The sequence below is a fragment of the Mesorhizobium sp. M1399 genome (assembly GCF_040317735.1).
Taxonomy (GTDB): domain Bacteria; phylum Pseudomonadota; class Alphaproteobacteria; order Rhizobiales; family Rhizobiaceae; genus Mesorhizobium.
This window is the reverse complement of sequence record NZ_JAMYKZ010000017.1, coordinates 1-22,949: the sequence shown is the minus strand read 5'-3', so window position 1 is coordinate 22,949 and position 22,949 is coordinate 1. Positions and strand designations below refer to the sequence as shown.

Here is a 22,949-nt window from a genome sequence, read left to right as displayed (position 1 = left end):
ACAGAGGGGGGCGCGACGAATCGCTACAGATTGCAGTTGATCGGCCCCGCCCTAATGCGCCTCTTCCCAGTTGTTGGCGGCGCGGGCGTCGACGTGCAGCGGCACCGACATCGATACCGCCGGCATGGCGGCGTTCTCCATGACGTGGCAGACGACGGGAATCGTCGCCTCGACCTCGGCTTCGGCCGTCTCGAAGACCAGTTCGTCATGCACCTGCAGCAGCATGCGGGCGGAAAGCTTCGCCTTCTCCAGCGCCTCGTCCATGCGGATCATGGCGCGACGGATGATGTCGGCGGCGGTGCCCTGCAGGCGTGCGTTGATCGAGGCGCGCTCGTTGAACGCCCGGATCGAGGGGTTTGACGATCTGATCTCCGGGTAGTGGATGCGGCGGCCGAAGATGGTCTCGACGAAGCCGTGCTCGCGCGCATAGGCCTTGGTGGCGTCGATATAGTCGCGGATGCCGGGGAAGCGCTCGAAATATTTCTTGATGTAGTCACCGGCTTCTTCGCGTGCGATCGACAGCTGGTTGGCGAGGCCAAAGGCCGAAATGCCGTAGATGATGCCGAAATTGATCGCCTTGGCACGGCGGCGCACTTCCGAAGGCATGCCCTCGACCGGCACGTTGAACATTTCCGAGGCGGTGATGGCGTGGATGTCGGCGCCGTCGGCGAAGGCCTGCTTGAGCTGCGGGATTTCGGCGACATGGGCGAGCACGCGCAATTCGATCTGGCTGTAGTCGGCGGAAACCAGCTTGTTGCCCTTGTCGGCGATGAAGGCCGTCCTGATCTTTCGCCCCTCGACGGTGCGCACCGGGATGTTCTGCAGATTGGGATCCGAGGACGACAGCCGGCCGGTCGTCGTCGCGGCAAGCGCGTAGGAGGTGTGGACGCGCTTGGTGTCGGGATGGATGAAGCCGGGCAGGGCATCGGTATAGGTCGATTTCAGCTTGGTCAGCTGGCGCCAATCGACGATCTTGCGCGGCAATTCGTGGCCTTCGGCGGCGAGGTCTTCGAGAAGCTGCGCCGAGGTTGACCATTGGCCGGTCTTGGTTTTCGAACCGCCGGGCAGGCCCATCCTGCCGAACAGGATGTCGCCGAGCTGTTTTGGCGAGCCGATGTTGATGCGCTCGCCGACCAGCTGGTAGATCTCGTCCTCGAGCCGCGCCGCACCTTGTGCCAGTTCGCCGGAGAGCCGCGACAGGATCTGCCGGTCGACGGAGATGCCGCGTTGTTCCATCCGTGCCAGGACTGGCACCAGCGGCCGTTCCAGCCGTTCATAGACCGAGACCAGGCCCTTGGCGGCAAGGCGTGGCTTCAGCACCTGCCAGAGCCTGAGCGCGACGTCGGCGTGCTCGGCGCCGTAAGCCGTCGCCTTGCCGAGGTCGGCCTGATCGAGGCCGACGAAGTTTCTTCCCGAACCGGCCAGTTCCTTCAGCGGAATGGTCGCGTGGCCGAGCCATTTATCGGCCAGCGCCTCCAGGCCATGGCCACCATGGGTGCCGGCCTCGAGCACGTAGGAGATCAGCATGGTGTCGTCATAGGGGCCGATCTCGATGCCATGACGGCTCATGACGACGAGGCGGTATTTCATGTCGTGCACGATCTTGAGGACAGATTTGTCCTCGAGCAGCGGCTTGAGCAACGCTAGTGCGTCGCGGATCGAGATCTGGTTGTCGACCGCGCCGCCGCCGAGCAGGTCGCCATTGCCGTTTTTATGGGCAAGCGGCACGTAGGCGGCATGGCCAGGCGCGACGGCCATGGCAAGGCCGATCAGTTCGGCCCGCATCGGATCGGGCGAGGAGGCCTTAACGTCGAAGGCGACGATGCCTCTCTCCATCGCCTCGGCGATCCAGGCCTTCAGCGTCGCGGCGTCGCGGATGCAGGCGTAGGCGCCGGTGTCGATCTTGCGGGCGGTCGCAGCCTCCAGGCGAAGCGCCGAAAGCAGCGATGGGGTGTCGCCTTGCTTGGCTTCGGCCGGGACTTCGGAAGCCGCTTCGTCCGACGGGGGTGCGCTCTCGGCGGCCGCGGGCACGCCAAAACCCATATCGGGGCCATGCGCGGTATCGGCACGCTCTATCGTGACGGCAGTGGCCGCAACGTCGCCCGCGTCGGTTCCGGTCGCTTCGGCGACGCGGCGGGTCAGCGTCGAGAATTCCATGGTCTTGAGAAAGCCGATCAGCCTGGGACCGTCCGGCGCGTGCAACACGAATTCGTCAAGCCCTTCGGTCACCGGCACGTCGTTCTTCAGCGTCACCAGATCACGCGAAATGCGCGCCTTGTCGGCGTTGGCGATGATCGATTCGCGCCGCTTGTCCTGCTTGATCTCGCCGGCGCGGGCGAGCAGCGTATCGAGGTCGCCGAACTGTTCGAGCAATTGCGCCGCCGTCTTCGGCCCGATGCCGGGCACGCCTGGCACATTGTCGACCGAATCGCCGGTCAGCGCCTGCAGGTCGATCATTTTCTCCGGCGGCACGCCCCACTTCTCGATCACCTCGGGAACGCCGATCTGGCGGTCCTTCATCGGGTCGTACATGGCAACCGTTGGGCCAACCAGTTGCATCAAATCCTTGTCGGAAGAGATGATGGTGGTGTCGGCGCCGGCTTCGCAGGCAAGCCGGCAATAGGTGGCGATCAGGTCGTCGGCCTCGTAGCCTTCCGTTTCGATGCATGGCAGGTTGAAGGCCCTGGTCGCCTGACGAATCAGGCCGAATTGCGGGATCAAATCTTCCGGCGGCGCCGAGCGGTTGGCCTTGTATTCGGGGTAGAGGTCGTTGCGGAAGGTTTTCGACGAATAGTCGAAGATCACGGCGAAATGCGTCGGCACGATGCCGACATCGGTGTTGCGGGCGTCCTGCGTCAGCTTCCAGACCATGTTGCAGAAGCCGAGCACGGCACTGGTCGGCAGCCCGTCGGACTTGCGCGTCAGCGGCGGCAGTGCGTGATAGGCGCGGAAGATGTAGCCGGAGCCGTCGATAAGGAAGAGATGATCGCCTTTTTTCATGGCACGAGGGATAGCGCGGCGCAGCGCCGCGGTCCATGCCAAAGGCGGCTTGTGGCAAGCGTTCCGGCAACACCCTGACAAATGGCGCGAGATCGGCCGACCCATGAGGGCTTGGCCGGAGCTTTGTTCGCTCACGCCTATGTTACGAAAGTGTAATTTTTGTGCCCTTGAATCGCCACGTTCGCAGACACAGATAAACGCCATCGGCAGTTTTCGCCGAAGTCCGGAGCAAGGCCCGTCCCCCGCCTATCCCGGACACTTGCGGCAGCCTATCCCCCCTCTCCGGGCTGCCGCATCGTTTCGAGTAAGGCCGCCGTGGTTCCCCCTCCACCACGGCGGCATTTTTTTGCCTTTCGACCCGATCCTGCCCGTGGCCCAACGTTCGCGGGCTTTCCGTTTGGCCGCATGGGCTCTAGATTCGCCGCCAGAATCGAAAGGCCCGCCTATGTCCGCAGTTTCCCCTGTCCTCGACCGCCTCGACAAGAACTTCGACCAGAGCCTGGAACGCCTGTTCGGCCTGCTCAGTATCAAGTCGATCTCCACCGATCCGGACTACGCGGCCTACTGCCGCAAGGCCGCCGAATGGCTGGTCGCCGAACTCAAGTTGATCGGCTTCGACGCCAGCGTGCGCGACACGCCAGGGCATCCGATGGTGGTCGCGCATCACGACGGGCCAGCCGGCGCGCCGCATCTGTTGTTTTACGGCCATTACGACGTGCAGCCGATCGATCCGATCGAGTTGTGGGAAAGCGACCCGTTCGCGCCGGCGGTCAAGGAGATCGAGCCCGGCCACAAGGTGATCACCGGCCGCGGCGCGGCCGACGACAAGGGTCAGCTGATGACCTTCGTCGAGGCCTGCCGCGCGTGGAAGCAGGTGCATGGCGGATTGCCGTGCCGAATCACGATCCTGTTCGAGGGCGAGGAGGAGTCCGGATCGCCGTCGCTGAAACCGTTTCTCGAGGCGAATGCGGACGAGCTCAAGGCCGATTTCGCGCTGGTCTGCGACACCGGCATGTGGGACCGCGATACGCCGTCGATCTGCGTCTCGCTGCGCGGGCTGGTCGGCGAGGAGATCACGGTGACGGCCGCCGACCGCGACCTGCATTCCGGGCTGTATGGCGGTGCGGCCGCCAATCCGATCCGCATCCTGGCAAAAATCCTGGCCGACATCCACGATGAGGATGGTCACGTCACCATTCCGGGTTTCTATGACGGCGTCGAGGAAACGCCCTCGCAGATATTGCAGTCGTGGCTGTCGCTGGGCGAGACCGCCGAGACCTTCCTCGGCCCGATCGGCCTGTCGATTCCGTCCGGCGAAAAGGGCCGCTCGGTGCTCGAACTGACCTGGGCGCGCCCGACGGCCGAGTTCAACGGCATCATCGGCGGCTATACCGGCAAGGGCTTCAAGACGGTGATCGCCGCGCAAGCCTCGGCAAAAGTCTCCTTCCGCCTCGTCCACAAACAGGATCCGGCAAAAATCCGCGCCGCCTTCCAGGCATTCGTCAGGCAGCGCGTTCCGGCCGACTGCTCGGTTGAATTCCATCCGCACGGCGCCTCGCCGGCGATCCAGCTTTCCTACGACTCGCCCTTTCTCGCCAAGGCCAAGCAGGCGCTGTCCGACGAGTGGCCGAAGCCGGCGGTGGTGACCGGCAGCGGCGGCTCGATCCCGGTGGTCGGCGATTTCCAGACCTATCTCGGCATGGAATCGCTGCTGGTCGGTTTCGGTCTTGACGACGACCGCATCCACTCGCCGAACGAGAAGTACGAGATGAGCTCTTTCCACAAGGGCCAGCGCTCCTGGGCGCGCATTCTCGAGGCGCTGACACGCTGAAATTGCGTCACAATCAACTTTGTGTTGATTTTTCACCGGATCACGGCAAGGACGGGCACGGCCCGTCGCGTATCGCTGCACGGGGCCGCGACCGGAGAAGACGATGAGCGACATACGTTTCCACAAAAACGATTTGCCCGGCCTGCTGCATTACGATGTCGGGGCGGTCGCTATCGACACCGAGACGCTCGGGCTGAACCCGCATCGCGACCGGCTCTGCGTCGTGCAGATCTCACCGGGCGACGGCTCGGCCGACGTCATCCAGATCGCGCCCGGCCAGAGGAAGGCGCCGAACCTCGTCAGCCTGCTGAAGAATCGCAGCATCACCAAGCTCTTCCACTACGGCCGCTTCGATCTCGCCGTACTCTACAACGCCTTTGGCGTCATGCCGGAGCCGGTGTTCTGCACCAAGATCGCGTCGCGGCTGACGCGCACCTACACCGACCGGCACGGGCTGAAGGACATCTGCTTCGAGCTTCTCGGGGTCGGCCTGTCGAAGGCGCAGCAATCCTCGGACTGGGCGGCCGAGACGCTGTCGCCCGAGCAGCTCGAATATGCCGCCTCCGACGTGCTCTACCTGCACCGGCTGCGCGACGTGCTGAGCGCGCGGCTGGCGCGCGACAACCGGACCAGGGAGGCCGATGCCTGCTTCCGCTTCCTGCCGACGCGTGCGAAACTCGACCTGATGGGCTGGGATGAGGAGGATATCTTCGCCCACAGCTAATGGCCTTCATGATAATTCTACTCCGGCGGCCATCTGGCGCAGTTTTCTCCGCTTCCGGTGCTCACGGACCCAAATGTCCGCTGCGCTCCGGTTCTCGAAAACCACGCCATATGTCTCGCCGGAGCGAATTCTCATAAAGGCCATCGGCCAGGAACCGAGGGCGCTTGTCCCGGCGCTCCGTTCGCTTCACCGGGAGGAATGGAAATGGCTGCGCGAAAACCGATCGAAACGGCACCCAAGGACGGTTCCAAGGTCACCGTCTACTGGCAGGATAGGGACGGCGTGATGAACGAAAGCATCGCGCAATACCGTTCGCTCGACCGGCTGAAGGCGGCCGGCGGCGACTGGGACGAAAGCGACGCCGGCTGGTGGGCCTATACGGACGGCCATACGCAAAAGAAGATCGAACCGATCAGCTGGCGGCCCGCCTCCGACGACCCGGACGCGGACGACTGAGGGTGGTCGCAACCGTCGAACTGAAGTGATTATTCTGAGGCGAAGCGTATTTTGTTCTTGCTTTGTGCCGGCAGCTATGCTATTAATCCCGCTATGGTGCTTATTGGCGCCAACGACCCGCCCGCCGAGGCGGGTTTTTTCGTTTCGGCTTTGGCACTGTCGCGGGCCGCGCGTGCTTCGCAAGTGATTGAATACAGTTTACTTCGATTTTTCCCGACTTAACCCGCCCTTAAATCGCCGCATCTAGTCTTCAACCCGAACGCCATAGGCATGGGGAAGACAGCACAGCGCATGGCGAACCGGAAAGACAGTCGCATCGAACCCAGCTTCGAGACATCGCCGGGGGCGAGGTCCTCGGCGGGTTTTTCGGTGAGCGAGGAGGACCGCGTCGTGCCGAGCAACCGTAACGCCTCTACTGCAAAGCGCAAATCGTCCAAGGCCAAGCCGTCGCGTGGCGGGCGCGGCAAAGGCCGGCGCGGCCTGTTCGGCGTGCTCGGCCGGCTGTTCTACTGGTGCTTCGTGCTGGCCATCTGGGGCGGCATCGCCACTGCCGGCATCGTCGTCTACTACGGCGCGAAGATGCCGGCGGCCACCACCTGGGCCATTCCCGACCGCGCGCCCAACATCAAGATCGTCTCGGTCGACGGCCAGCTGCTTGGCAATCGCGGCATGAGCGGCGGCGAGGCCGTCGGCCTGCACGAAATGTCGCCCTATATTCCCGAGGCCGTCATCGCCATCGAAGACCGCCGCTTCTATTCGCATTTCGGCATCGATCCGATCGGCCTTTCCCGGGCCATGGTGACCAATGTGCTCGGCGGGCATTTTTCGCAGGGCGGCTCGACGCTGACCCAGCAATTGGCCAAGAACCTGTTCCTCACGCCGGACCGCACGCTGGAACGCAAGGTGCAGGAAGTGCTTTTGGCGCTGTGGCTCGAGCACAAGCATACGAAGGACCAGATCCTCGAAATGTACCTCAACCGGGTCTATTTCGGCTCGGGCGCCTATGGCGTCGAAGCGGCCTCGCGCCGCTATTTCGGCAAGAGCGCGCGCGACGTCACGCTGTCGGAGGCGGCACTTCTCGCCGGTCTGCTCAAGGCGCCGTCGCGGCTGTCGCCGGCACGCGACCCAAAGGCGGCCGAGCAGCGCTCGCAGCTGGTGCTCGCCGCGATGCGCGACGAGGGCAAGATAAGCGCCAAGGAGATGACCACGGCGATGAGCGCGCCGGCGACGCGCGCGCCGTCCTACTGGACCGGCTCGGAAAACTATGTCGCCGATACGATCATGGAAGAACTGCCCGACCTGATCGGTGACGTGCGCCGCGACATCGTCGTCGACACGACCGTCGATCTGACGCTGCAGAAGCTCGCCGAGCAATCGATCCGCCGGCTGATCGACCAGAGCGGCAAGAAGCTCAATGTCAGCCAGGGCGCGCTGGTGTCGATCGACAATTCCGGCGCGGTGCGCGCCATGGTCGGCGGCTATGATTATTCGACCAGCCAGTTCGACCGCGCCTCGGAAGCGCGCCGCCAGCCGGGCTCGGCGTTCAAGCCGTTCGTCTATATGGCGGCGCTGGAATCCGGCCGTACGCCGGACAGCGTGCGCAATGACGCGCCGATCAAGATCGGCAACTGGACGCCCGACAATTACGGCGGCAAATATTTCGGCAAGGTGACGCTGGCGACGGCGCTGGCAAAATCGCTGAACTCGGTGGCCGCGCAGCTGACCATGGAAGTCGGACCGAATGCGGTGGTCGAGGCGGCGCACCGCATGGGCATCCAGTCCGAGCTGACGGCCAACACTTCGATCGCGCTGGGCACCTCGGAAGTGACGCCGCTGGAACTGACGTCGGCCTATGTTCCCTTCGCCAATGGCGGCTATAAGCCCGACATCCATTTCATCCGCCGCGTCACGACGAGCGACGGCAAGGTGCTCTACGAAAACAATGGCGGCGGTGCGCCGCGCGTCGTCAAGCCCGATGTCGTCGGCATGATGAACTCGATGATGACCGGCACGGTCGAGATCGGCACGGCCAGGAAGGCGGCGTTCGCCTGGCCGGCGGCCGGCAAGACCGGCACCAGCCAGAACTCGCGCGACGCCTGGTTCATCGGCTATACCGCCAACCTGACCACCGGCGTCTGGTTCGGCAATGATGACGGCAGCGCGATGAAGAAGGTCACCGGCGGCGCCTTGCCCGCGCAGGCCTGGCACGAGTTCATGGTCGCCGCGCATGAGGGCGTGCCGGTGCGGCCGCTGCCCGGAACCTGGAAATCGACGCCGCCCGACACCGTCGTCCCGGACGAGATACCGGCCGACACGGCACCGCCGGCGCCGGTCGCGTCCGTTGGCCAATCGGCGCCGCCTGCGGCAGCTACGCAGCCCGCTTCGCGTCCCGTGCGCCCTGCTGAGACGGTCGATGCCGGCGGCCTTGCCATGCCGGGCGTCGACAGTGCCACCGGATCGATCAAGCATCCGGTGCCGCCCGGCGAAGTTGGCGGCCCGGTCAAGAAGCGGCAGACCTCGATCCTGGACATTCTGACAGGCGGCTGAACGACAGGCCCCTCGCCACCGCTGCCGCGTTCCGCTACATCTCCCGCTTGGAGACGCGACATGGCTGAACCCGACACCAGAAAGACCATCGTGCTGACCGGCGCCAGCCGCGGCATCGGCCATGCCACGGTCAAGCGCTTTTCACGTGAAGGCTGGCGCGTCATCACCTGCTCGCGCCAGGCCTTTGCCGAGGACTGCCCGTGGCCGGCCGGCCCGGAAGACCACATCAAGGTCGACCTCGCCGACCAGGAAGATGTCGGCATCGCCATCTCCGAGATCCGCCACCGGCTGGAGGCGCATGGCGGGCAGTTGCACGCGCTGGTCAACAATGCCGGCATCTCGCCGAAGCTCAAGGACGGCAACAGCCGCATGAACTCGATCGACACGCCGATGCATGTCTGGCGCGACGTCTTCCAGGTGAATTTCTTCGCGCCGATCATGCTGGCGCGGGGCCTGTTCAAGGAGCTGGCGTCGGCCAAGGGTTCGATCGTCAACGTCACCTCGATCGCCGGCACCCGCGTGCATCCTTTCGCCGGCACCGCCTATGCGACCTCGAAGGCGGCACTCGGCTCGCTGACACGCGAGATGGCGCATGATTTCGGCCCGCACGGCATTCGCGTCAACGCGATTGCGCCGGGCGAGATCGACACCGCGATCCTGTCGCCGGGCACGGAAAAAATCGTCGGGACCATCCCGCTGAGACGGCTAGGCACCACGGCGGAAGTCGCCGACATCATCTTCTTCCTGTGCTCGCAGCAGGCGTCCTACGTGACCGGCTCAGAAATCCACATCAACGGCGGCCAGCACGTTTGAGCGGTTGGTTTGATCAATCGTTGACGCTGCCCTGGGGGAGAGGTTGAGGGACGCGCTGCCGACCATACGCAAGTTCCCTGTTGAATGCAGATGATCGGCACTCATCCTTGAACCACGGGCTGGAGTCTCGGCGACCTTGAATGTCTATCAGCCACCCTCACGCGCAGCACCAAGGCGACAGGACTTATGTTTGAGTTTGAGTGCAGACGCGGGCGGAGCCGCCCCAGCATTTGAATGGCGACTAATCAAGGCGCTTCGACAGCGCCACTATAGATGGCGAACGGTTAGCGAGCCGCCCCATTTCTCATTCAAGTATTCGCAAACCAATCTGCGGTGGCAATGATGCGGAGTGGCCTCGGAGCACAGGAGACATGTCCCATGAAACAGGTCCGGCTTAAGGCGTTTTTCAATCTGTCTTTCTGATATGAGTTTCAGAAATAATCTCTCATATTCAGACCAATCACCCTTATCTTTCTTGTAGGCTTTGAGTATGTTGTCGGTTGGTGCCAGCATCGGTACATGAACATATTCGGCATGACAAACTTCTTTCAAAAAATATGAAAGATCATCTGCCTTCGCAAACCCAGAAAGCTGTGATGTATTATGAAGGCGTACGTCAATTACCTTCTTTATACCGGATTTTTTCAATCTTTCGAAGAAATTTTTCGCTGTCGATTTTGTAAAACCGATCGTCGAGACTTCTATATTATCCAATATATTACTCCGCAGCCAAGGATTTCCCTGAGACTAGCTTTGTATCCACATATGCAACCTTCATAGCCCTTTGCCTGTACGCGAACGCGAGTCGTTTGTGGCTCGGATCAAAAAGATCGTCATCTGTCGCTCCTGCGAGTTCCAGCAACTTGGATTCAATATCGGATTGGCCGATAATTTGTCCGTTGGAAAGGATGTGTCTGACGGCTAAGCCTCGGTCGTTCAATGCTCGGCCAACCAGCAAGCATCGGTGGCAATCAAGCGGATCATGCTCCGAGCACATCATCGCAATGCGATGCTTCTTTGCCCCTTCAGCTATGAGCGCTAATCCCCGTTCAAAGTTCGGCGCTTTTGCCATCTTCTCATAGTCAGCAACGCCTTCACAAAAGAATCCTGTATTTGTCGGTCTGCCTCCGAGCGCTTCGCCCACGAACCTGTATTCTATCTGGTCCAGAGCCAACTCCTTTCTAAGAGAGTCACGATTAAAGTGAGGGAAATGGCGAGAGTACGGCGCGGACCTCACGTCGGCAACCGCCGTTACCGACGCTTGCCGCAATAGGTGAAGCAGCCGCTCATAAGTCAGTGTCGAATGCCCAATCGTAAGCACCTCTAGTTGGTCAGTCATCAGATCGCTTCTTTTTCAGATGCCTTCACATTACCGAATGGATTCAGCCAGTGCCGTTCCCGCACAGGCACCAGACTCTTACAGGAAATATAGGCCATTGACCTGTGAATAGCACGAGTTTGGCATCGCTGCGAAAGGCCGTGACAATCCAACCCGCACATGAATGCGCATGCTGGCCTGAGCATCGGCTTGCAAACCGGCTAAGCCTTGACCCTGCCAGCGGCTTTTGGCGGCGTCAGCAGGCACTGAAAGATCATACAGGTTGTTTCCAACGGTAATCCTAGATCGCAGCTGCGGCTTTGCAGGATCAAACGACTGGACATAAAACTGAATTTGGTTAGGTGCTATTTCAATCGCTCCTAGGGACCGCCCGTTGTAACCGATGGGTACGTGCGCCTTATTGGACGCGGCCCTTATCAAGCCGTTGTTAAAGGCGGCTTCGAGCGTCGGCGATATTCCTCCTGCTACGGCTTGAGCGGTTTGGGCCACCGTTTGTTGCGCCAACAACATAATTGGTTGTCCTGCGACTAAAATTCGGTCTTCCGTCGCATGTGGGAATTGAAAATTGGCAGCCGGCGCGTTTGCGTCAAACCTTACGATATTGCCTACCGCAAACGTTCTATTAGGTCCCGCATGTTGCCCGTCCCAAAACCTTGAAGGCTCATTCGCGGCGATAGCACCGGATGGTTCGGGTCGGATCATGCCGCCTCTGATCCGATCCCAGCCAGCGACGCAGTAGAGCGTGCCATAGCGAGTTACATCAGTCACAATGATCTCATAAGTAGTCATCATCCCCTCCCGCGGAAAATACTACCTCTTCCTAACAGAGTTAAAGTCCATGAGGCTACGCTTCTTTGGCTCCCTTCCTATTATCAACCGTTCTATTTTTTAGACACGGGCCGTACAAGTCCGGCGTCACCAACCGGCTTTTTCACGATTCTTCCTTGGAAGATTTCTGCGCGCGCCTTCGACGATCAGCCAGCCGACGGCGATGCGGCCGCGCTCGGTCTCGATCAGCCGCCGCTCCTGCAGGGCGCGCAACAGCACCACGGTCGAGGCCACGGAAAGCGCCAGGCCAAAGACCAGTCCCGCACCGATCGACCAGCCGAGCATCCAGGCAAGGCCGGCGCCGAGGGCTGTCGCGAAGCCGATCTGCACAATGGCGCCGGGCACGGCGATGGCGCGGACCGACAACAGGTCCTTCAGCGAGAAATGCAGGCCGACGCCGAACATCAGCAGGATGACGCCGATCTCGGCAAGTTCATTGGCGAGGCCGGCATCGGCGACGAAACCCGGCGTGTTCGGTCCAACCAGAACGCCGGCGATGAGATAGCCTACCAGCGGCGGCACGCGAAAACGGTTGGCAGGTGCGCCGAAGACGAAAGCCAGCCCCAGACCGGCGACGATGGTGGCGATAAGGGGCGTGTCATGCGGCATTGTCTATGGAGCGCCTTCAGGAATCGCGATGTCGGATATGCGCCGTCCAAAAGCCGCCGCCTTGGCAGTATGGAGGCTGGGACAGTCGCGAGACAACCCGCAATCCCCATGAAATCGATGACAAGGCAGCAAAAGACGGAGAGCCGGCAAGCGTTGCCACCCGGCGCGGCCTGCTCCAGGCAGGCGATTGATACGGAAAAGGGCTTATCCCGTTCGCGCAGGCAGACGCTGTTAATTGTGCATTGATAGAACTGGGATTCATCCGTTAGCAGACCGAAGCGGTCCTCGGGATGGAAGATGGGTGCGACGCATCAGGCACGATTCGCCAACCCGTGTCCTGTCAGATCGTGGCAGCCTCCTACTGCGCCACAGGCGTTTTTGAAGCCGGGCGCTTGCGGATGAGACAATCTTCGACAAAGACTTTGGGAAAGCGGAGAACCTTGGAGGAAGTATGGTTGAAATCGCCAATACGGCCGCAGAGCACATTGAGAGTTTCCATGCGGCTCTCGACGTTGTCGCGCGGGAGCGAAAATACCTGACCATGCTTGAAGCGTTCCCGCTTCCTGAGACACGCGATTTCGTTTTGAATATGATTAAGCAGCGAAACCCGCATATCGTGGCGACGGAAGGAGACCGCGTTGTGGGATGGTGCGACATCACCCGCCATTTCTTTCCATCCCACGCTCATCGCGGAAGTTTAGCGATGGGAATCATACCCGGTTTTCGTGGACAAGGATTGGGCCGTCGCCTTATCACCGCCGCCTTAGAAAAGGCTCTGCAAGAAAACTTCGTTCGCGTTGAACTCTCGTGCACGCCGATAATAGCCGGGCCATAACGCTGTATGAAAAAACTGGTTTCGTTACGGAAGGTGTCCTCAGGCGTAGCGTTTGCATTGATGGTCGCTATGTCGACACCATCTGCATGGCCGTGATGCTCGACGGTCAATGACGATGCTGGCGCATCCCGACCGACAGTACGTTTTGTCGCCGTGATCCGGCCCCCGGTCAGCTTTGAACCGATTGGAACGTGGCGAAGGAGGCCCATTTCGAGATCTTCCGGAGCGAGGCTTGGAGGGTGAACGTGCCGCCTTGTGTTTCTCTCCTCACCCTTGCGTCGGGGTGGGAGGGCGGAACGCTGCCCCTCATCCGCCTACCGGCACCTTCTCCCCGTAAGTGACAGGGAGAAGGGGCTTGGACGCAACGCTGGCAACCCCCTCTCCCCGTCTTTCACGGGGGGCCGAAGGACGGGCGAGACAAGCGGCTCGCCCCGGAATGGGTAAGGGTGAGGGGCAGCACAAACCTGATGCGATTGCCCTGGGCTGCTTCAGCCTCACGATCAATAAGGAATGTACGCACCGCCGATGCCCGATCAGGTCGCCTGCAGCAGGCTCTCGATATCGGGTATGCTGTGGTTGGTCAGCGTCTTTGGAATTTCGGCCGTTATCTTGTCGGTGACCTCCTTGTGCAGTTTCCGGCGCATGTCGCCCAGCACTGGCGGCGGTGCGATCAGCACGATCTCCTTGAAGGTGCCGCGATGCGCGAGCTTGTAGAGCCGGTCGGCAATCTCGTCGGCAAAACGCTCCTTGCCGAGGCGGTGCCAATCGGTGTCCTCGACCGCACTGCGGTGGACGGAAGGGCCGTCGCTGTAGCGGCCGGGGCGGTCCGTGCCTTGCTCTCGGGTTGCCGGATTTTCCTGCTCCATCTCGTGCACGACCTGAAGGTCGGGATATTGGACGTCTCCACGGTTCTCGAGGAACAGCGCCTTTTCGCCATCTGCCACCACGATCCACAGTCCGCGTTTCAGTCTGACGTTGCTCATGGGGCGCTCCTTTTTGATTTTTCAAGCCCATAGCCGGGCCTTTGCCGCAGGGGCATGACCGGGCTTGGCCCTATAGAGCAAACGCGTGCCGAGGCGTGAATGTTCCGGTACTCGGACCCGGTATCTCCGACAGGAGCCGGCGAGAGCGCCAGGCTGTCTTTGATGGCTCGGCTGGCATGCGGCGGCTTTAATCTACTAAATTGGTAGAAATTGGAAAAATCTGTTTTGTGGCTGGCTCGGCAAGCCGCTAGAAAGGCAGCGGATCAAGGGCCGCAACAGCAGCTTCAATCCGCTCCGCATCTGAATGTGGAATATTTTTCTCTTGACCGTTATGCTTGCAGAAAAGAGATTGCCTGCTACGAAGCGATGCGCGAGTGGGTGCCTTCTGGTTTTTCGCGCCCCCGCGTAGAACTGGCAAACGGTTCCAGGATTCCGCTCGTCATGCCGCAAGCCAAGCCTAAGCTCAATGCCTTTCCCGTCTTCATGCGGGTCGAGGGCGAAGCCGTCGCCATCGTCGGCGGCGGCGAGGAAGCGCTGGCCAAGGCGCGGCTGCTCGCTCAGTCGAGCGCTGTGCTGCGCATCGTCAGCGATGCCGCAAGCGCCGATCTGCTGGCCTGCATCGCCGAGACGGGCGCCACCCACATTGCCGACGCCTATAATGCAGCACATCTCAATGGTGCGGTGATGGTGTTTGCCGCCAGCGGCGATGAGGCGCTCGACCGCCGCGTTGCCGGGGATGCGCGCCGGCTGGGCATTCCGGTCAATGCCGTCGACCGGCCGGAGCTCTGCGATTTCTTCACGCCGGCACTGGTCAACCGCGCGCCGGTCGCCATTGCCATCGGCACGGAAGGTGCCGGCCCGGTGCTTGCGCAGATGCTGCGCAGCCGCATCGACCGCATGCTGTCGCCCTCGCTCGGGCCGCTAGCGGCACTTGCCGCGTCGTTTCGCGGCGCCGCCGAAAAGCTGCTGCCGAAGGGCAATGCCCGCCGCCGCTTCTGGAGCGATTTCTTTGGCGGCGCGCCGGCCCGTGCCGTGGAGGCCGGCGAGCTTTCGCAGGCGCATGATGCCGCCGTCGGCCTGCTGCTTTCGAACGAACCGGCATCGGGCCATATCGCGCTTGTAGGCGCCGGTCCCGGCGCCGAGGACCTTTTGACGCTGCGCGCCCATCGCCTGCTGATGGAAGCCGACGTGATCGTCCATGACGCGCTGGTGCCGGAGGCCATCGTCGCCATGGGCCGCCGCGATGCCGAACGCCTGCCGGTCGGCAAGCGCAAGGGCTGCCATTCCAAGAGCCAGGCCGAGATCAATGCGCTGCTGGTCGAGCTTGGCCACGCCGGCAAGCGCGCCGTGCGGCTGAAGTCCGGCGACCCGCTGGTGTTCGGCCGGGCCGGCGAGGAGATGGCGGCACTTCGCGATGCCGGCGTCGCCTACGAAGTGGTTCCGGGCGTCACCGCGGCCTTCGCCGCCGCCGCCGATTTCGAACTGCCGCTGACGTTGCGCGGCGTGTCGTCGTCGATGGTGTTCACCACCGGCCACGACCTCAAGGGAAATTCGCTGCCCGATTGGGCAAAGCTCGCCATTTCGGGCGCGACGGTCGCCGTCTATATGGGGCGCTCGGTCGCCGCCGAGGTCGCCGGCCGGCTGATCGAAGCCGGCCTGTCGCCGGACACGGCCGTCGCCGTGGTCGAGAATGCCAGTCTTGCCAACCGCCGCCGTTTCCACGGCACGCTCGCCGACCTGCCGTCGCTGGAGGCGCGCGCCGACCTCAGCGGCCCGGTGATGACGATCATCGGCGACGCCGTCGCCGGCGCCAATTTCGAACGGTCCGAGCCGCTGGCCGCACACAGGCAGGACAGCGTGGCCCGTGCTGCCGCGGAAGGAGTGAACCAATGAAAGTGCTGACCGCGAACCGTCTCGCCGACGGCATAGCCGTCTGGTACGCCAATGGCGGCTGGGCCGAGATCATCGACCATGCCGACATCGCCCATGACAAGGCGGCCGAGGACCGGCTGGAGGCGATCGGCGCCAAGGCCTCCGCCGACAACGAGGTGGTCGACGTCAATCTGATCGACGTGACTGTGGTCAACGGCACTGTCGAGGCGGTCCGGCTGCGCGAAAAGATCCGTGCCGCCGGCCCGACCACCCGCCACGATCTGGGCAAGCAGGCCCGTCCGCAGGCCGCACGCGCGGCATAGATGACACAAGCATGATCCCGATCGTGCTCGAACGAAGAAAATAACGGGCGGACGCGCCCGGAAAGACCTGAAAATGTACCGTTACGATGAGTTCGACCACGATTTCGTCAAGGCCCGCGTCGCCGAGTTCAGCGACCAGGTCGCACGGCGGCTTGCCGGCGAGATCACCGAGGACCAGTTCCGGCCGCTTCGGCTGATGAACGGCGTCTATCTACAGCTGCATGCCTATATGCTGCGCATCGCCGTGCCCTACGGCACGCTGAACAGCAAGCAACTGCGTATGCTCGGCCACATCGCCCGCAAATACGACAAGGGTTATGGCCATTTCACGACGCGCCAGAACATCCAGTTCAACTGGCCGGCGCTGTCGGACATTCCGGCGATCCTGGCGGATCTGGCAAGCGTCGAGATGCACGCCATCCAGACCAGCGGCAACTGCATTCGCAACGTCACCGCCGACCACTTCGCCGGCGCCGCCGCCGACGAGGTTGCCGATCCGCGCCCCTATGCCGAAATCCTGCGGCAATGGTCGTCGGTGCATCCGGAGTTCTCGTTCCTGCCGCGAAAGTTTAAGATCGCAGTGACCGGCGCCGAGCGCGACCGCGCCGCCATCCAGACGCACGACATCGGCCTGCATCTGAAGAAGAACGCCGCCGGCGACCTCGGTTTCGCCGTCTATGTCGGCGGCGGCCAGGGCCGCACGCCGATGGTCGCCAAGAAGATCCGCGACTTCCTGCCCGAAGCGGATCTGTTGTCCTACTGCACGGCGATCCTGCGCGTCTATAACCTCTATGGCCGGCGCGACAACAAGTTCAAGGCGCGCATCAAGATCCTGGTCCACGAGACCGGCGTCGAGGAGATCACCCGTCAGGTCGAGGCCGAATGGCAGGAGTTGAAAGACGCCGAGCTGAGGCTGCCGGAAGAAGACATCCGCGCCATCGACGCCTATTTCGCGCCGCCGGCGCTTGTCGACCGGCCGGAAGGCGACGAGGCGGTCAAGCTTGCCCGGCTCGACTCGAAGAGCTTTTCCGAATGGCTTGACCAGAATGTGGTCACCCATCGCCATCCCGACTATGCGGCGGTGACCATCTCGCTCAAGGGCATCGGCGAGACGCCGGGCGACGCGTCCGACAGCCAGATGGAAGCGGTCGCAGACATTGCCGAAAAATATTCCTTCGACGAGCTGCGCGTCAGTCACGAGCAGAACCTGATCCTGCCGCATGTGGCGCGTGCCGACCTCAAGGCGGTCTATGACACGCTTGTCGATATCGGGCTGGCGACGGCCAATTCCAACCTGATCAGCGACATCATCTCCTGCCCCGGCCTCGATTATTGCGCGCTGGCAACCGCGCGTTCCATTCCCGTGGCGCAGGAAATCTCGCGGCGCTTCGCCTCGCTGGAGCGCCAGCGCGAGATCGGCGAATTGAAGCTGAAGATTTCCGGGTGCATCAATGCCTGCGGCCATCACCATGTCGGCCATATCGGCATCCTCGGCGTCGAGAAGAAAGGCGCCGAGCTCTACCAGGTGACGCTCGGCGGCTCGGCCGACGAGAACACCTCGGTCGGCGAGATCATCGGCCGCGGCTTCAGTTCGGAAGAGATCACCGATGCCATCGAGCAGATCGTCGAGACCTATCTCGGGCTTCGGCTGGACAGAAACGAAAGATTTATCGACGCCTACCGCCGTGTCGGTCCCGCGCCGTTCAAGGAGGCGCTCTATGCTGGCGAAACCAAGGCCGCTTGACCGGATCATCGACGTCGAGGCCGGCATCGCCGCCGAAGCGGCGGGTCTCGACGCGCTCTATGGCCATCTAAAGCCGCTGGAGATTATCGAGCGGTCGGCCCGGGAATTCTTTCACGGCGAAATCGCCGCCGTCTCGTCCTTCGGCGCGGATTCGGCGGTGCTGCTGCACATGATCGCGGAGATCGACCGCACGCTGCCGGTGATCTTTCTCGACACCGGCAAGCATTTCGAGGAAACGCTCGGCTATCGTGACGCGCTGGTCGCCGATTTCGGGTTGACCGATATCCGGGTGATCAGGCCCGACGATGCGGCGCTGGCAAGGATCGACCCGACCGGCAATCTGAACGAGACCGATACCGACGCCTGCTGCGACGTGCGCAAGGTCGAGCCGCTGGCGCGCGGCGTCGAGCCGTTCCGCGCCTGGTTCACCGGACGCAAGCGCTTCCAGGCCGCGACCCGGGCAGCGCTTCCGGTGTTCGAGGCGGTCGGCTCGCGCATCCGCATCAATCCGCTGGCGCACTGGACGACATCAGACCAGGCCAGCTACATGCGCGCACATGCGCTGCGTGAAAACCCGCTCGTCGCCTATGGCTATCTGTCGATCGGCTGTTTCCCTTGCACGCAGCCGGTGCAGCCGGGCGACGACGCGCGCAGTGGCCGCTGGGCCGGGCACGCCAAGACCGAATGCGGCATCCATTTGTCGGGGCTGGAGAAGTCGCTGACCGATGCCTCACTTTAGGATATATTGATATTCAGGTGATGCCGGCCTGCAAACGGCGGCTTCCTGCGCTTCCGGCGCTCACGTACCCAAAAGTACGCTCCGCTCCGGTTCTCGGAAGCCACGCAGTTTGGTCGCTTCGCGCCCGCCTTCGGCTCCGGCTCGGCCTGACCTGAATCTCAACACCCCCTGAGGTGTTTTGCACTTTAGAACCTTGTGGACTTGGGAATTTCTTGATGAGCGAATTGATAGCGGAAAACGCCACCCGGCTGTGGACGCCGAATGGTTTTTGCGAGGACGAGTGGGTTCATGCCGAAAGCGCCGAGGCGCTGGTCGGCAATGGCCGCTTCATCCTGCCGCTGCAGGCGTTTCTCGGCCTCGATCGGGAGGTGCGGCGGTCGGCGAAGGAACGCATCGGCGTGCTGCTGCAGCCCGGCGATCAGCTCGAGAAGATCGCCGGCCTGCTCGACCAGCTGTCGCTGGTGGCGCTGGCCTTCCCGGCGTTCAATGACGGCCGCTCGTTCTCCAAGGGCGAATTGCTGCGCAGCCGTTACCATTTCACCGGCGCCATGCGCGCCACCGGGCAGGTGCTTATCGACCAGCTGCCGCACATGCTGCGCCTCGGCTTCGACGAATTCGAGATCTCGCACCCGGTGCTGCTGAAGCGGCTCGAGCAAGGCCGCACCGGCGGACTGCCGCTGTTCTACCAGCCGGCGGTGAAGCCGGAGGCCAAAGGCCCGAAATATTCCTGGCGGCGGGTGCGCGCCAGCTGATCTGCTCCAGGGGACCAGAAGCACGATCTGGTCGGACCACATTGCCGATTCGATCTTTTATTTTGCCCGTCCCCGTCTTAGGATAGGTCCATTATTTCGCGATCCGAATAAATGTGGCCAGAAGGGAGGAACCGGGTATGGCTGGCAAGAAGATATTGATGCTCGTTGGCGAGTTCAGCGAGGAATACGAGATTTTCGTCTTTGAACAGGCCATGCATGCGGTGGGCCATACGGTCCATGTCGTTTGCCCCGACAAGAAGGCCGGCGACATCCTGAAGACCTCGTTGCACGACTTCGAAGGCCACCAGACCTATACGGAAAAGCTCGGCCACGACTACATCCTCAACAAGACGTTTTCCGAGGTCAACCCGGCCGAATACGACGCCGTCTACGCGGCGGGCGGGCGCGGGCCGGAATATATCCGCATCGACAAGCGCGTGCAGGCGCTGGTGCGGCATTTCCATGAGGCCGGCAAGCCGATCTTCACCATCTGCCACGGCGTGCAGATCCTGATCGCGGTCGACGGCGTGGTGCGCGGCAGGGAAGTCGCGGCGCTGCAATATTGCGAGCCGGAAGTCACGCTGGCCGGGGGCATCTATATCGATGTTGCGCCGACCGGTGCCCATGTCGACGGCAATCTGGTGTCGGCCAAGGGCTGGCCGGGCCTTGCCGCCTTCATGCGCGAATGTCTGAAAGTGCTGGGCACCGAGATCCGCCAGGGAGAGATCCTGATGCGCGACCAACGCCAGGCGGCTTAAGCTCGGAATTTGGAGCCGCCGCGCCCCTAATGCATGTCGCGCAAAAGTGTGCAGCGGTTTTGCGATAACGGCATGCATAAACAAGAACTTAAAGCGCGTCGCATGAGGCCGGTCGAGCGCGACGCGCTTTAGGTGCGGCGGTGCGTCTACACGGCCATCCGCGCTTCGCGGAACGAGACCAGCTTGCTGCGGCTCTCGTCCCATAGCGCCAGCTTGACGCAGCGCAGGCTGTCGAGAAGCGTGACGCGGCCGATCTCACGCAACTCCGGATAGTCCCTCAGCACTTCCGGAAGCCGGTAACACGGCACTTTGGCCGAGAGGTGGTGCACATGGTGGACGCCGATATTGCCGGTGATCCAGTTCAGAACCGGTGGCAGGTCGTAATAGGACGAGCCGTGCAGGGCAGCGTGCTGGAATTCCCACTCGGAGTCCTTTGTCCACTCCGTTTCCTCGAACTGATGCTGGACGTAGAACAGCCAGATGCCGGCCGATCCGGCGAGAATGACGATCGGCAGATGCACGACCAGGAACGCGCCGGGGCCGACGAACCAGATGAGCAGAGCGGCGATGACGGCGATGGCGAGGTTGGTGGACATCGACGACACCCAAGGGGTGAGGCCGCCCCGCATCATGCCCAAGGGCAGTCTCTGCTCGAAAATGAAAATCCATATCGGGCCAAGGCCGAACATCACCAGCGGATGGCGATAGAGGCGATAGGCGAGCCGGCCCCGCCACGACAGTTGCCGGTATTCGGCGACGGTCAGTGTCTTGATGTCGCCGGTGCCGCGCTCGTCGAGATTGCCGGCGCTGGCGTGATGGGTTGCGTGGGCGCGGCGCCAGCAATCGTAGGGCGTCAGCGTCAGCACGCCAAGGACGCGGCCGATCCAGTCGTCGGCATAGCGATTGGCAAAGAAGGAGCCGTGACCGCAATCGTGCTGGATCATAAAGATCCGCACCAGAAAGCCGGCGGCCGGAAGGATGAGGACCAGACCCCACCAATGGCCATAGGCATAGGCGGCCGAGGACAGCGCCCATAACGTGGCGAAAGGGATGAGGGTGATGGCGAGTTCGACAGCGCTGCGACGTCTGTCGGGCTTTTTATAGCGCGACAGGATTTTCAACCAGGCGCGCTTGCTGTTTGCCACAGCTTCGGGGGAAATCATGTTCATCATGAAACATAGGCGGAGCAGGGCGCTGCCGCAAGACGGAGATCACGCAAAGTTACTGCGCGTAAACGTCGCGCGATGGCAACCGGCCACAATTGCCGGTCGCGTCCCTGGCAACGGCGCCTACCGACGGCGCCCGCCTGCGACCACCTTGGCTTCCACGCCGTCCAGGCGGTCGAGCAATTCCTTCAGACGGTCGGGAATATCGGACTCGGTGCGGAAGGCCGGCAAGGTGCGCAGAAAGCGCTTGGTCGCTTCGGTGCCGAGCTGGCGCCGGATATCGGCGGCGAGCCCGTTGCGTTTTTCGCCGTTCCTGCGGGGCATCATCTCAAAATCCTGTGTCGGCTTCGAAACTCTTCCAAGGGAGGAATGGTTCCCGCATTGTAGTAGCCTGGCAAGCAAAGCCGGCGGTTACGGTAAAGTTTGAATTAAATCGAAAGGTTTGCGCCGTCCGCCATCGAGCCGCAACAGCGGCTGCAGTATCGCTTGCCCCTTGATTTTTGGCCGCTAAACCTCGATATCGGGCGCAAATCCACACCATTTGAAAATGACGGGAAACGGCGATGAGCGACCAGGCAAAAGACGAACGCGCGCCCGATGAAGCCGAGAAGACCGAGGCTGCCGCGGAGCCAAGGGAAGGCGGCGTCGACGGCGACTATGAAGCGCTTGTGCGGCTACTGAAGGAAAACGAAGAGCTGAAGGATCGCGCGCTGCGCGTGGCGGCCGACATGGAGAATTTGCGCCGCCGCACCGCCCGAGACGTCCACGATGCGCGCGCCTATGCGGTCGCCAATTTTGCCCGCGACATGCTGTCGGTATCAGACAATCTGCGCCGTGCGCTGGATGCCATCCCGGAGGAGGCCAAGGCGTCGGGTGATGCCGGCTTCAAGGCGCTGATCGACGGCGTCGAGATCACCGAGCGCGCCATGCTGTCGGCGCTGGAGCGCCACGGCGTGAAGAAGCTCGAGCCCGAGGGGGAGAAATTCGATCCGAATTTCCACCAGGCGATGTTCGAGGTGCCCAATCCCGACGTGCCGGCCAACACGGTCGTCCAGGTCGTGCAGCCCGGCTATTCGATCGGCGAGCGCGTGCTGCGGCCGGCCATGGTCGGCGTCGCCAAGGGCGGCCCCAAGCATGTGGCAAGCGAAGCGCCGGTGGAGCCGGGGCCGGTGAACGAGCAGGCTGAGAAGGATGCGTGAACTGGGAGTAGGGCTCCGTTAGCCAGCAACCGCCATCAAAGCGTGAGGGATGATCGACCGCCCCCAACCTATCCGATTTCAGGGCGATCAAACAGTTCGCCGTGCAGGCTTTCCTGCCCTCAGCTCAGCAGTTCACAGCCATAGCGGCGGACCACGTCGGGGAATGTCTCCATGTCCGGCATTCCTTCGCCGTCCGGAGGAATGCGCCTGTCGGCGGTGGGCACACTGGTCGCCCTCAGAAGTTCCTCGAAACCGCCAGGCGTGAAGAAGAACAGCATCCGGGCCGGCCCACGCTTGACCGTATAGCGGTGCGGCACATCGCGTGGCCCGGAACTGTCAGGAATTCTGTGCGCGAGGCCGGTTTCGTCATTGGCTGACGAACCTTTCGCCGAAGACGACGGCGAACTGGGTCTTGGCCTCGAACCATTCGC

The 22,949-nt window shown here is 62.4% G+C and carries 19 protein-coding genes and 3 pseudogenes; 13 read left to right on the top strand and 9 right to left on the bottom strand.

Annotated features, from left to right (window positions below; genetic code table 11):
* Positions 1–51 precede the first annotated feature (51 nt).
* Complete coding sequence (gene polA, locus NKH05_RS25810; RefSeq protein WP_352643906.1) at positions 52–3,000, bottom strand: DNA polymerase I; 2,949 nt, start codon at positions 2,998–3,000, stop codon at positions 52–54.
* A gap of 445 nt (positions 3,001–3,445) precedes the next feature.
* Between polA and NKH05_RS25805 the strand changes: the two genes are divergently transcribed.
* The 5 genes from NKH05_RS25805 (at position 3,446) to NKH05_RS25785 (ending at position 9,371) form a co-directional block, all read left to right on the top strand.
* Positions 3,446–4,831 (top strand): M20/M25/M40 family metallo-hydrolase, encoded by a 1,386-nt coding sequence (locus NKH05_RS25805; protein WP_352483602.1) that lies wholly within the window; start codon positions 3,446–3,448, stop codon positions 4,829–4,831.
* Between the two features lie 103 nt (positions 4,832–4,934).
* On the top strand, positions 4,935–5,555 hold the full coding sequence (locus NKH05_RS25800) for a ribonuclease D (protein WP_031193995.1): 621 nt from the start codon (positions 4,935–4,937) through the stop codon (positions 5,553–5,555).
* Positions 5,556–5,759: 204 nt separating this feature from the next.
* On the top strand, positions 5,760–6,011 hold the full coding sequence (locus NKH05_RS25795) for a hypothetical protein (RefSeq protein WP_352483601.1): 252 nt from the start codon (positions 5,760–5,762) through the stop codon (positions 6,009–6,011).
* A gap of 291 nt (positions 6,012–6,302) precedes the next feature.
* Positions 6,303–8,558 carry a transglycosylase domain-containing protein gene (locus tag NKH05_RS25790; protein ID WP_353026365.1) on the top strand — a complete coding sequence of 752 codons (2,256 nt, stop codon included), beginning with the start codon at positions 6,303–6,305 and terminating at the stop codon, positions 8,556–8,558.
* Positions 8,559–8,618: 60 nt separating this feature from the next.
* Entirely contained in the window at positions 8,619–9,371 is a 753-nt protein-coding gene (locus NKH05_RS25785; protein ID WP_352717420.1) for an SDR family NAD(P)-dependent oxidoreductase, read from the top strand.
* Between the two features lie 267 nt (positions 9,372–9,638).
* Here NKH05_RS25785 and NKH05_RS25780 read toward each other — a convergent pair whose 3' ends face one another.
* From NKH05_RS25780 to NKH05_RS25765, 4 genes and pseudogenes are all read right to left on the bottom strand, one after another.
* Positions 9,639–10,085 carry a DUF488 domain-containing protein gene (locus NKH05_RS25780; protein WP_352742222.1) on the bottom strand — a complete coding sequence of 149 codons (447 nt, stop codon included), beginning with the start codon at positions 10,083–10,085 and terminating at the stop codon, positions 9,639–9,641.
* Between the two features lie 4 nt (positions 10,086–10,089).
* The gene (locus NKH05_RS25775) at positions 10,090–10,710 is read right to left on the bottom strand and encodes a DUF488 domain-containing protein (RefSeq protein WP_352742220.1); all 621 of its coding nucleotides are present in this window, start codon (positions 10,708–10,710) and stop codon (positions 10,090–10,092) included.
* Positions 10,711–10,788: 78 nt separating this feature from the next.
* A complete protein-coding gene (locus NKH05_RS25770; RefSeq protein ID WP_353026362.1) occupies positions 10,789–11,499 on the bottom strand; it encodes a hypothetical protein in 711 nt (236 codons plus the stop codon).
* A gap of 177 nt (positions 11,500–11,676) precedes the next feature.
* Positions 11,677–12,147: pseudogene (locus tag NKH05_RS25765) on the bottom strand (cation:proton antiporter domain-containing protein); the annotation flags it as partial.
* A gap of 451 nt (positions 12,148–12,598) precedes the next feature.
* Here NKH05_RS25765 and NKH05_RS25760 point away from each other — a divergent pair.
* Positions 12,599–13,095: pseudogene (locus NKH05_RS25760) on the top strand (GNAT family N-acetyltransferase).
* A gap of 420 nt (positions 13,096–13,515) precedes the next feature.
* Here the strand turns inward: NKH05_RS25760 and NKH05_RS25755 are convergent.
* Positions 13,516–13,965 carry a baeRF12 domain-containing protein gene (locus NKH05_RS25755; RefSeq protein ID WP_023718936.1) on the bottom strand — a complete coding sequence of 150 codons (450 nt, stop codon included), beginning with the start codon at positions 13,963–13,965 and terminating at the stop codon, positions 13,516–13,518.
* Positions 13,966–14,406: 441 nt separating this feature from the next.
* On the opposite strand from NKH05_RS25755, the gene cysG reads away from it, so the two are divergent.
* The 6 genes from cysG to NKH05_RS25725 all read left to right on the top strand — a co-directional run bounded on the left by cysG (position 14,407) and on the right by NKH05_RS25725 (position 20,153).
* Entirely contained in the window at positions 14,407–15,858 is a 1,452-nt protein-coding gene (cysG, locus tag NKH05_RS25750) for a siroheme synthase CysG (protein ID WP_353026360.1), read from the top strand.
* Positions 15,855–16,160 carry a DUF2849 domain-containing protein gene (locus tag NKH05_RS25745; RefSeq protein ID WP_023718938.1) on the top strand — a complete coding sequence of 102 codons (306 nt, stop codon included), beginning with the start codon at positions 15,855–15,857 and terminating at the stop codon, positions 16,158–16,160. The genes cysG and NKH05_RS25745 overlap by 4 nt, the downstream gene beginning before the upstream one ends.
* Before the next feature lie 73 nt (positions 16,161–16,233).
* On the top strand, positions 16,234–17,904 hold the full coding sequence (locus NKH05_RS25740; protein ID WP_352495494.1) for a nitrite/sulfite reductase: 1,671 nt from the start codon (positions 16,234–16,236) through the stop codon (positions 17,902–17,904).
* On the top strand, positions 17,879–18,643 hold the full coding sequence (locus tag NKH05_RS25735; RefSeq protein ID WP_023718940.1) for a phosphoadenylyl-sulfate reductase: 765 nt from the start codon (positions 17,879–17,881) through the stop codon (positions 18,641–18,643). The genes NKH05_RS25740 and NKH05_RS25735 overlap by 26 nt, the downstream gene beginning before the upstream one ends.
* Positions 18,644–18,858: 215 nt before the next feature.
* Positions 18,859–19,395: a DUF934 domain-containing protein gene (locus tag NKH05_RS25730; protein ID WP_023718941.1), complete on the top strand. Its 537-nt coding sequence runs from the start codon at positions 18,859–18,861 to the stop codon at positions 19,393–19,395.
* A 137-nt stretch (positions 19,396–19,532) separates the two neighbouring features.
* Positions 19,533–20,153 (top strand): DJ-1/PfpI family protein, encoded by a 621-nt coding sequence (locus NKH05_RS25725; RefSeq protein WP_352483597.1) that lies wholly within the window; start codon positions 19,533–19,535, stop codon positions 20,151–20,153.
* A gap of 146 nt (positions 20,154–20,299) precedes the next feature.
* On the opposite strand, the gene NKH05_RS25720 is transcribed toward NKH05_RS25725, so the two are convergent.
* Positions 20,300–21,322 carry a fatty acid desaturase gene (locus tag NKH05_RS25720; protein WP_023675248.1) on the bottom strand — a complete coding sequence of 341 codons (1,023 nt, stop codon included), beginning with the start codon at positions 21,320–21,322 and terminating at the stop codon, positions 20,300–20,302.
* A gap of 120 nt (positions 21,323–21,442) precedes the next feature.
* Positions 21,443–21,646, bottom strand: coding sequence for a hypothetical protein (locus tag NKH05_RS25715; RefSeq protein ID WP_023718943.1), 204 nt, complete (start codon positions 21,644–21,646; stop codon positions 21,443–21,445).
* Positions 21,647–21,882: 236 nt separating this feature from the next.
* Here NKH05_RS25715 and grpE point away from each other — a divergent pair, with 236 nt between their 5' ends.
* Positions 21,883–22,518: a nucleotide exchange factor GrpE gene (gene grpE, locus NKH05_RS25710; RefSeq protein ID WP_023675250.1), complete on the top strand. Its 636-nt coding sequence runs from the start codon at positions 21,883–21,885 to the stop codon at positions 22,516–22,518.
* Between the two features lie 119 nt (positions 22,519–22,637).
* On the opposite strand, the pseudogene NKH05_RS25705 reads toward grpE, so the two are convergent.
* A pseudogene (locus NKH05_RS25705) lies at positions 22,638–22,949 on the bottom strand (hypothetical protein); the annotation flags it as partial.